This window comes from Amphibacillus cookii, assembly GCF_016908375.1.
GTDB classification, from domain to species: Bacteria; Bacillota; Bacilli; order Bacillales; family Amphibacillaceae; genus Amphibacillus_C; species Amphibacillus_C cookii.
Map to the genome: position 1 here is coordinate 1 of NZ_JAFBDS010000022.1, position 8351 is coordinate 8351.

General features: G+C 37.6%; 11 protein-coding genes. All 11 read left to right on the forward strand.

What is annotated here, in order from left to right:
• Positions 1-557, forward strand: a 557-nt coding sequence (locus JOE23_RS17575) for a hypothetical protein (RefSeq protein WP_204440788.1), incomplete at its 5' end; no start/stop codon positions are given.
• Positions 542-856: a hypothetical protein gene (locus JOE23_RS17580; RefSeq protein WP_204440790.1), complete on the forward strand. Its 315-nt coding sequence runs from the start codon at positions 542-544 to the stop codon at positions 854-856. The genes JOE23_RS17575 and JOE23_RS17580, both read left to right, overlap by 16 nt.
• Entirely contained in the window at positions 853-1569 is a 717-nt protein-coding gene (locus JOE23_RS17585) for an enhanced serine sensitivity protein SseB (RefSeq protein WP_204440793.1), read from the forward strand. Before JOE23_RS17580 ends, JOE23_RS17585 begins: the two co-directional genes overlap by 4 nt.
• A gap of 282 nt (positions 1570-1851) precedes the next feature.
• A complete protein-coding gene (locus JOE23_RS17590; RefSeq protein WP_204440795.1) occupies positions 1852-3039 on the forward strand; it encodes a hypothetical protein in 1188 nt (395 codons plus the stop codon).
• A 3-nt stretch (positions 3040-3042) separates the two neighbouring features.
• Positions 3043-3375 (forward strand): hypothetical protein, encoded by a 333-nt coding sequence (locus JOE23_RS17595; protein ID WP_204440797.1) that lies wholly within the window; start codon positions 3043-3045, stop codon positions 3373-3375.
• 299 nt (positions 3376-3674) lie between these two features.
• A complete protein-coding gene (locus JOE23_RS17600; protein WP_204440800.1) occupies positions 3675-4115 on the forward strand; it encodes a hypothetical protein in 441 nt (146 codons plus the stop codon).
• Positions 4109-4774 (forward strand): hypothetical protein, encoded by a 666-nt coding sequence (locus tag JOE23_RS17605; RefSeq protein WP_204440802.1) that lies wholly within the window; start codon positions 4109-4111, stop codon positions 4772-4774. The genes JOE23_RS17600 and JOE23_RS17605 overlap by 7 nt, the downstream gene beginning before the upstream one ends.
• 287 nt (positions 4775-5061) lie before the next feature.
• A complete protein-coding gene (locus JOE23_RS17610) occupies positions 5062-5556 on the forward strand; it encodes a DUF2247 family protein (RefSeq protein ID WP_338021938.1) in 495 nt (164 codons plus the stop codon).
• Between the two features lie 578 nt (positions 5557-6134).
• Entirely contained in the window at positions 6135-6353 is a 219-nt protein-coding gene (locus JOE23_RS18120) for an HNH endonuclease (protein ID WP_338021937.1), read from the forward strand.
• Positions 6354-6376: 23 nt separating this feature from the next.
• Positions 6377-6853, forward strand: a complete 477-nt coding sequence (locus JOE23_RS17620; protein WP_204440813.1) for an SMI1/KNR4 family protein — start codon at positions 6377-6379, stop codon at positions 6851-6853.
• Positions 6854-7633: 780 nt separating this feature from the next.
• Positions 7634-8351 (forward strand): T7SS effector LXG polymorphic toxin (locus tag JOE23_RS17625; RefSeq protein ID WP_204440815.1); only part of this gene is annotated, 718 nt, incomplete at its 3' end.

Below are 8351 nucleotides of genomic sequence, written 5' to 3' on the forward strand. Positions count from 1 at the left end.
GGAAGCAGCTAATTGGAAGTGGTGGCAAACCGCAAAGGTTGTCACTATGGCAGGAGATACAACAGAATGTTGAGCTGAGTAAACGTGCGCGTCAGGCTTCGAATTTTAAGGCATATGTGAAGAAAGAACAGGTTGTTTTGAATGGTGGGAAAGCCGGTGGAGCGGGGGCCAAATATCACCCGGGGAAAACTGGTCCATTGGATGCAAGTATGGCCGATACTTTTACGGGAGGGACTTACACAGAAACAGTATTACCAAAAGATACTACCATGTATAGAACTTCGGGAGGTTCTGCAGGAGAAGTCGGTAGATATATATCTAGAACTCCTCAAAATGGTGGGTTACAGTCACAATTGGATTCTGCTTTGAATCCAGCATGGGGGAACACAGCAACTACTGTTACTAAAGTGACAGTACCAAAGGGAACGGTTATCTATGAGGGGACGGCAGGACTTCAAATAATATATGACAGTCTTGGTAACAGAGTAGGTACATTGCCCGGGGGTGGAAATCAAGTATATATTCCGGAGGTGGATGCAAGTTGGTTTGGAAAATAAATTGTGATTGCAATAAGAGAACTGGAACAAAGATAACATCGCTTGATTGCTTTAACGAATTAAAGTCTTTTTTGTTAACACAAACTAAAAATAAAATATTCATGTCAAAAGAAGTTACTCATCCATATTATGTTGGAATAGGACAAAATGAAACTATAGAATGGTTTGCTGATAAATGGTATGTTTGTAATTGTTGTGGTACTTTGTGGGAAGTAAAATATCCGGATTTTCCTGCACAAGGTTTTGTTAGAAAATTTTCTGATGGAAAATATTATGCGAAAGATGAGAATGAACTATGAATATAAATAAACCTTTAAAAAATGAAAAGCTAAATAGTATTATTGAACAGTTAAAATCCACAAATACAGTTGAATCAGAAACTAATTTTTTTAAATATTTAAAGAAAAGTACTTTACTGATTCCTATTATCAAAGATAGCAGTGATGAAAATATTAATATAAGTATTTTAGATTTACAACAAACAAATGGAGATAAATATATTCCGCTATTTACAGAATGGGTGGATTTAAAAAATTTCCCAAGCTTTGAACATGTTGATGGATGGTTAGTAAAGTGGAAAGACTATCAAAAATTACTCTTTGATAACCCTTTATGGAATGGAGTGGTGATTAATCCAAATTCTTATAATATCGTTTTGAACCGAGAGCAGATGGGAGTTATTGAAAGTGATGTATTAAAAAAAGGCGAAAAAATATATACAGGCATTCCAAAAGAAACACCTACAGACTTAATAAAGAATTTAATTAAAGTATTTAAACGTCATAAATATATAAAAAAGGCTTATATTCTTCAAATGGTTCGTGGAAATAATTTGCCAAATTTACTACTAATAATTGAATCAGATGTTGGAATTAATGTGTTCTTCGAAGATATAAATACTGTTGTAAAAAAATATTTAGCCAAAGACATGCTTCTAGATATCATGCCATTAGAAGATAGTTTTAGTAAACAAGCTATACAAGATGTATCTCCCTTCTATACTGTAAAATAAGATATAAAGAATTTATAATGTATCGGCTTAGGCTATGAATGACTCAATCGAAACGCCCTTCTCGAGCTACGCGCCGATATACAGGATGATTACCGCCAGCTTAATCGTGGGTATGAACAGGTGCGTGATAGCCTGTTGAAGGTGACTGATATTAGTGGGGTCAAGGTACCGGCAATTAAGAGCGCCAGTCAGGATCAACGCGCAACCCGTGATCACATCAGCGAGCTCCTTGATGATCTTAAAGGCTTTGATCGGCGCAAAACGCACAGCCAGCTGGAGCGGGTGTTAGACCAGCTCCGGCAAACGCTCAATCAAACGAAGAAGGTCCCGGCGCCTTTAAGGAGCGGACATTATCAGCATTTAATAACTCAACCAGCATTTGGTGAGCTACTTCATTACCAACAAATTGTAAAGCGAGAAAGGGCTCAACAGCCTCATCATGCCCGTCAACACCAGGGTGTGCAACAGCAGTTAGCCGACACGCATGCGGTATACATGGCGGAGCTAAGGGCTTACCATGTTTACGGGCGTATTTCAACAGGGGTAGAGGGCGAGCCTGTGATGATCTGGCACCTTGAAGATAGATTAACGGGCTATGGGGTGCAAAATCAGGAGCTGTACCGCTTTTTACAACAAGAGGGTCATCAGCTTACCCCAGCCCAATTTGTGCTAATGGATCAGGATACCTACTTAGCGAAAGTCAATGCTGCCTGGCGCAAGGGTGTCAATTATGTGACGGGTGAGAAACTCGTGGTCCCATTCAATTGGATCATGACGGGCGCCGTCGTGGCACAGGATACGGTCGAATGGACGCAGGAGGATGAATTGGGTCAGGCGTTGTTGATTCTTGGGTTTACCTACGGTTCCTATCGTATGTCGACTAAGTATGGTCAAAAGCAGGTTCAGGTCGATGACCCACACAACGTGCAAGCACCAAAGGGTTCTAGTAATCAACATGTGGAGACGAAGCCACAAGCGCAAACGGTAAAGGGGAAGGTTAATACTCAGAAAGATCAGGCTGTTTTGAATGGGGATAGGAAAGTCAGTAAAACTGGAAAAATAAGCAAAGAAGTTGAAATAATTAATAAGAACGGTAGTCCTCTTGGAGAATTTGATGAAATTGATTTAAATAAAGGAATATTTTATGAGGATAAGACTGCGAAAGGCTTGGACGTAGTAAATCCTAGAACGGGATTATCAACTCAGACACCACAGCAATTTGCAGATAAGCAAATTTATCAAAAAACTGTAAATAGAATTAAAAATTTAGATATCGCAGATGCTACTAGACCAACAGTAAATGGTAGTCAATCTATCCCTTCTTTAGAAGAAATAAAAGGTGTAAAAAAGTTTGTATTTAGACTAGACGGAAATAGTGTAGAATTGCAAAGTGCAGTAAATCAGAGTATTACAAAACTACAGTCTGAATTCCCAGGCTATACATTTGAAGTTATATTTGGAGGGAAGTAAAGTATGTCAATTGGTATTATTATAGATGAACCAAAAAATGAGAAAGAACAACTATTCTTTATTCCGGTTGCAACAGAAGAAGTCTTTTCAAGTTACTGGCTCAAAGCTTCAAATGAATTGCAATTAAGTTGGGTCCCTATTTTTGAAACAGGGATAGTAATTGAGAAAGAAAATATGTCAGTAATTTTAAGAGAATTAGGACTTGTTAAAGAATGGATAGAAAAAAATGTTAGAGATATAGATGCAAAAATCGATTTAGAAATAAGATTAGACTACATTCTAGAAACATTACCAAAAGCTTTTGCAGATGAAAACATAAAGCTTTATGTAGGGTAATTAAGAAGTTGTTCTATGCTAGTAGCTTGGTGGGCATTCTTCCACCTATCAATAAAAGATTTTATGTTGTTACCTGCTATTTTGCTAGATTCTGAGGGTGCAGTAGAAAAGGTTTGAAAGAATAAATTCAAATGCTAAAGCAAACGGTGGACATGTTATGCTGAAAATGCTTGAGGAACAAGTCAAGATGCTAGCTATTTCGTGAGTTTCTCGGGCACTAACAAAAGCACATGCCCAATAAATAAAGTTAATAGCGACATTAGGAGAGACTAGCGTTCTATTGACTTTATTTATAGTGTTTGACGGAATCGTTTTTCCCATTTTCTTCTGCTTTCTTTAGAAATAATAATGGTCTCCTGAAAGGAACATCACATTTAAATACCGTATATAAGATTGCCTTTCATCTGACCATTGTAAAAACCTTTGACAGCCTGTTTACCGATCTACTGGTGAAGTTGAATCAGGATATCCAAGCCTTTCATGGCGAGGTCGATACCGCGAGTCGGACGCAACTCAATCGAAACGCCCTGCTTGAGCTTTGTGCCGATATCCAGGATGACTACCGTCAGCTCTATAGCGGGTATAAACGGGTGCGGGATAGCCAATTGAAGGTGGCTGATATTCGATCAAAACAGCCAGTCAGGATCAGCGGGCAACCCGTGATCATATCAGCGAGCTCCTTGATGATCTTAAAGGCTTTGATCGGCACAAACAGCACAGCCAGCTGGAGCGGGTGTTAGCCCAGATCCGGCATACGCTCAATCAAACGAAGAAGGTCCCGGCGCCGTTAAGGGTGGGCCATTACCAGCAGCTTGTGACTCATCCCGCGTTTAGTGAGCTTCATCGCTACCAACAAATCGTCAAGCTCCAGCAGACTCACCAACCCCGTCATGTCGATGAACATTCGGGTGTGCAACGGCAGTTAGCCGACACGCATGCGCTATACATGGCGGAGCTAAAGGCTTACCATGTTTATGGACGCATTTCAACGGGAGTAGAGGCAGAGCGTGTGATGATCTGGCACCTTGAGGATAGATTAACGGGCTATGGGGTGCAAAATCAGGAGCTGTACCGCTTCTTACAGCAAGAGGGTCATCGGCTTACCCCAGACCAATTTGTGATAATTGATCAGGATAATGACCCACACAACGTGCAAGCACCGAAGGGTCCTAGTAATCAACAGGTGGAAACGAAGCCACAGACGCAAACGGTTAATATTCAGAAAGATCAGGTTGTGTTGAATGGTGGGAAGGAAGCCAGCGGGACTAATCAAAAAGTAGTAGAAGAAATCACCAATTCTATTTTAGAAGGTCCTAGATCTGGAAGTGGATTAAAAGTTGATGATATTAAACCAGTTAAAGGGAATGGCTCTGTTCATGATATTGACCCATTAACATGAAAACCATCTACAAAACAAACTCAAATTATTATAGATGAATTTCCTAATGTTCCAAAAGCGCATGTTTTTTCTGATACTATTGATAATTATGCTGGTTTATCAGAAGTCACAGATTTAGGTAATGCTAAATTATATTAAATTCAGGGGAGCCAAAATGGTGTTACGGGACGTTTTGAGTGGATAATTCAAGCCGGAAAAGTTACGCACAGAATGTTTGTCAGAAATCCAAAATTGAACGGAGTGCCTATAAAATAATGAATTGTATAGATGAATTTTAAAAAAAGGAAATTCCTTTTTATTGGAATGAGCTTAAAGTAGGTAGATTTGGTTATTCAGACAACGAATTTCATTTACAAAGTATACTTGATGATGAATTTGTAATGAAATACACCATAGATTATCTATCTAAAAATGAAAATGAAGAAAATCCGTATATATGGGAGCTTGGAAGTTTATTTTCAGCTTACGATGAGAATGAAATATATAATCTTTTGGATCTGATTGAGGACTCTAATGGAAAAGATTTGATGTCCTATTATAGATGGAGATGGATTTTAGTTAATAATCTATTGAAGAAAATATTAGATAAAGACTATGTAAATGCTTTGCTAGAAATTAGTGAATTCTGGCTTGATTTGGATTCCCCATTCGATATGCCGTATCAATACCAAGGTGCGGAAAATAAATTACACCCTCAAGAATTTTACACTGAGGAGCATTTATCTAAAGTTGTCTCAAACCATAAAAAATGGTTAGAAGATGAGAAAGAGAAATTAAAGTAATAAATAATTAGTAAGGCAAAACTTCACTAATCAAGTTGCCAATAGTTAATAAAAGTTAGCTGTATTTATAATTAAAAATTTAGTTTGAAAAGAGATATGAGAAAAACTTCCTCTTTAAGGATTTTTAGGATTCTCATATCCTTTTTAGTTATCTTTGGTCGCATTAAATTTAGAATATTCTTTTTTGTAATACCTTATAGGTTGCTCAAAATAATTTTTATCTGCATTAAATTCAAACTCTGACTCTAAAATCGTAACACACCTTCAAATAAAATGTTGACTGCTTCGTCAGATAATCTATGTTCAATCCTCATTTCCATTACTTTGTAAACAAGGTTATCAAATTTACTCATATAGTCATCAGTTTTTTAGAGAATGAATTTTCTATATTCTTTAATTCTTTTTTATGATTTTGAATATAACTATTTATACTGAAAACCCTTAACAAATAGTCAACAGAAACGTTAAATAGGTAAGCAAGTGTAACAAAATTAGGCTCGAGGTGTTTTCTCGCCAAGGGATAGAAGCCTGTTGAAGGAATGAAGTATGGATTTGCTGATTTTAGAGGAGCTAATCTAGTGAATGAAACTATAAATTTACCCACCAATCTTTGGAGTGCTAGTGATAAAATTCAATTTGAATGGCTAAATAAACATATAGGAGGGGCTCGTCCTGGTACCACATGGTATCATACAGAGATTCCTGGTAAAATGGAATTAATAGGTTTTGGTATACACAATATTATTAGTCATAATGGTGGCAGAACTTCAGGGATGTGGGCAGGTAGTCGGAGATAACAATATTGAGAGGTGATCAAATTATGAAAATCGAGGAAACATCAATAATTTTACCTTTGCCAAATGAAAAGGATATTGCAAAGCAAGAAGGTTACTGGCGAGTTAAACTACCAATTGAATACAAAGATTTTGTTTCCAAATACAACGGTGCGATTCCAGTTGAGAATTTATTTACTGTTAATTTTCATGAATATGTTATAGAAAGATTTTTATGTATTTTGGAAGATAGCGAGAATAACAGCATGGGTATGTATGATATAGATGTTGTTTTATCTCAAATCGAAGAGAGATTAACAGATAATGAGGACTTAGTGGGTGTTGAACTACTACCAATTGCTAGTCTTTTTGGTGGGGATTTTCTCTGTTTTAATTTTAAAGACAGAAAAGATAATCCTTCAGTTGGAGTGTGGAAACACGATGAATCATCTGAATTGGAACCTATTTTTTTTGAATGTTCCCCTGGTTTTTCATATTTTATAGATATATTAACCAATAGATAACAACTTAAAAGTCGTAACTCCAATTAAAATTCTAATACTAACTATTAAGGTCTAAAGTAATAATAAATGAATAAAAATCTCTTAATAAACAATTGATTATGTGTTTTCTAATTATACTGACAAGAAGAAAGGTTTATTTTCAGAAGGTAATTAGTATCTAATTTCCAGTTCAGAAGAAAGAATTTTGATAATTAATATGGTAAGTGAAAAGTGATAAGAAGTATACTCAAGTTCAAATAGATAAAGAAAGTTTTATCTATTTAATAAGTAATAAAACAAATGTAGTCAGTTGGATAAAGGATTATAAATCAGAATAAATTATGAGTGGATCTAAATGGAGAGGAACTCTGCCACTTGATATGGATGGAGAAATAAAGTTTTTAATCACAATTGGCGGGAGTGTAAACTAAACTGCGAAGTAAGAGCCTTACGCTCTCTTACTTACATTTCTATAAGTGTTGAAGACTAGAAAATAATTATCAATAAAAGAGACCTCGATAAACTTGATGATATATGATAGAGCTTACCTTACCATTGACACCAATTAGAAAGTTTTTTACCAATAAATGTTTGTTTACTAAATAAAGGAGAAAGATAGTTGGTTTCAACGTAAACAAATTCAAAGGAATTTTTAAAATAAACATAAACAGTATAGCCAAAGTAAAAAGCTGCTTTCTAAAACCTGAAAGCAGCTTTTCTATGTCTTCTAAAAGAAAAATAGGGCAGAGCCTAAGTGCTTTTTATCGGGTCATGCTTTACACTATAAGGAGGAGAAGCCACATGGTAACCCGTGTCAATATGGAGGAAGTCCGAGACTTTCGGGATGAAACCCGTACATTATGCCGAGAGATACGTGGCGATTTACAGGCAATTCGCAGGGCGCTTGAGACAATGGGCCAGATGCGTGGTTTTTCAGGTCAAGCCGCTGACCAAAGCAAGCGTTATGTGCGCACCTTTCACCTGACCGTCGTGAAAACCTTTGACAGCCTGTTCACCGATCTATTGGTGAAGCTGAATCAGGATATCCAAGCCTTTCATGGCGAGGTCGATACTGCGAGTCGGACACAACTCAATCGAAACGCCCTTCTCGAGCTACGCGCCGATATACAGGATGATTACCGCCAGCTCTATCGTGGGTATGAGCAGGTGCGTGATAGCCTGTTGAAGGTGACTGATATTAGTGGGGTCAAGGTACCGGCAATTAAGAGCGCGAGTCAGGATCAACGGGCGACCCGTGATCATATCAGCGAGGTGCTAGATGATCTTAAAGGCTTTGATCGGCGCAAAAAGCACAGCCAGCTAGAGCGGGTGTTAGACCAGTTACGGAAAACATTAAACCAAACGAAGAAGGTACCGGGTCCTTTAAGGGCGGGGCATTATCAACAACTTGTGACCCAGGGCGCACTAGACGGATTTAACATCTACTCGAACATCGTTGGACGAAATCCCGAAACGCGCCATGTCCATGGCCAGCTTGATGCGCTCGGTATTCGTCCCG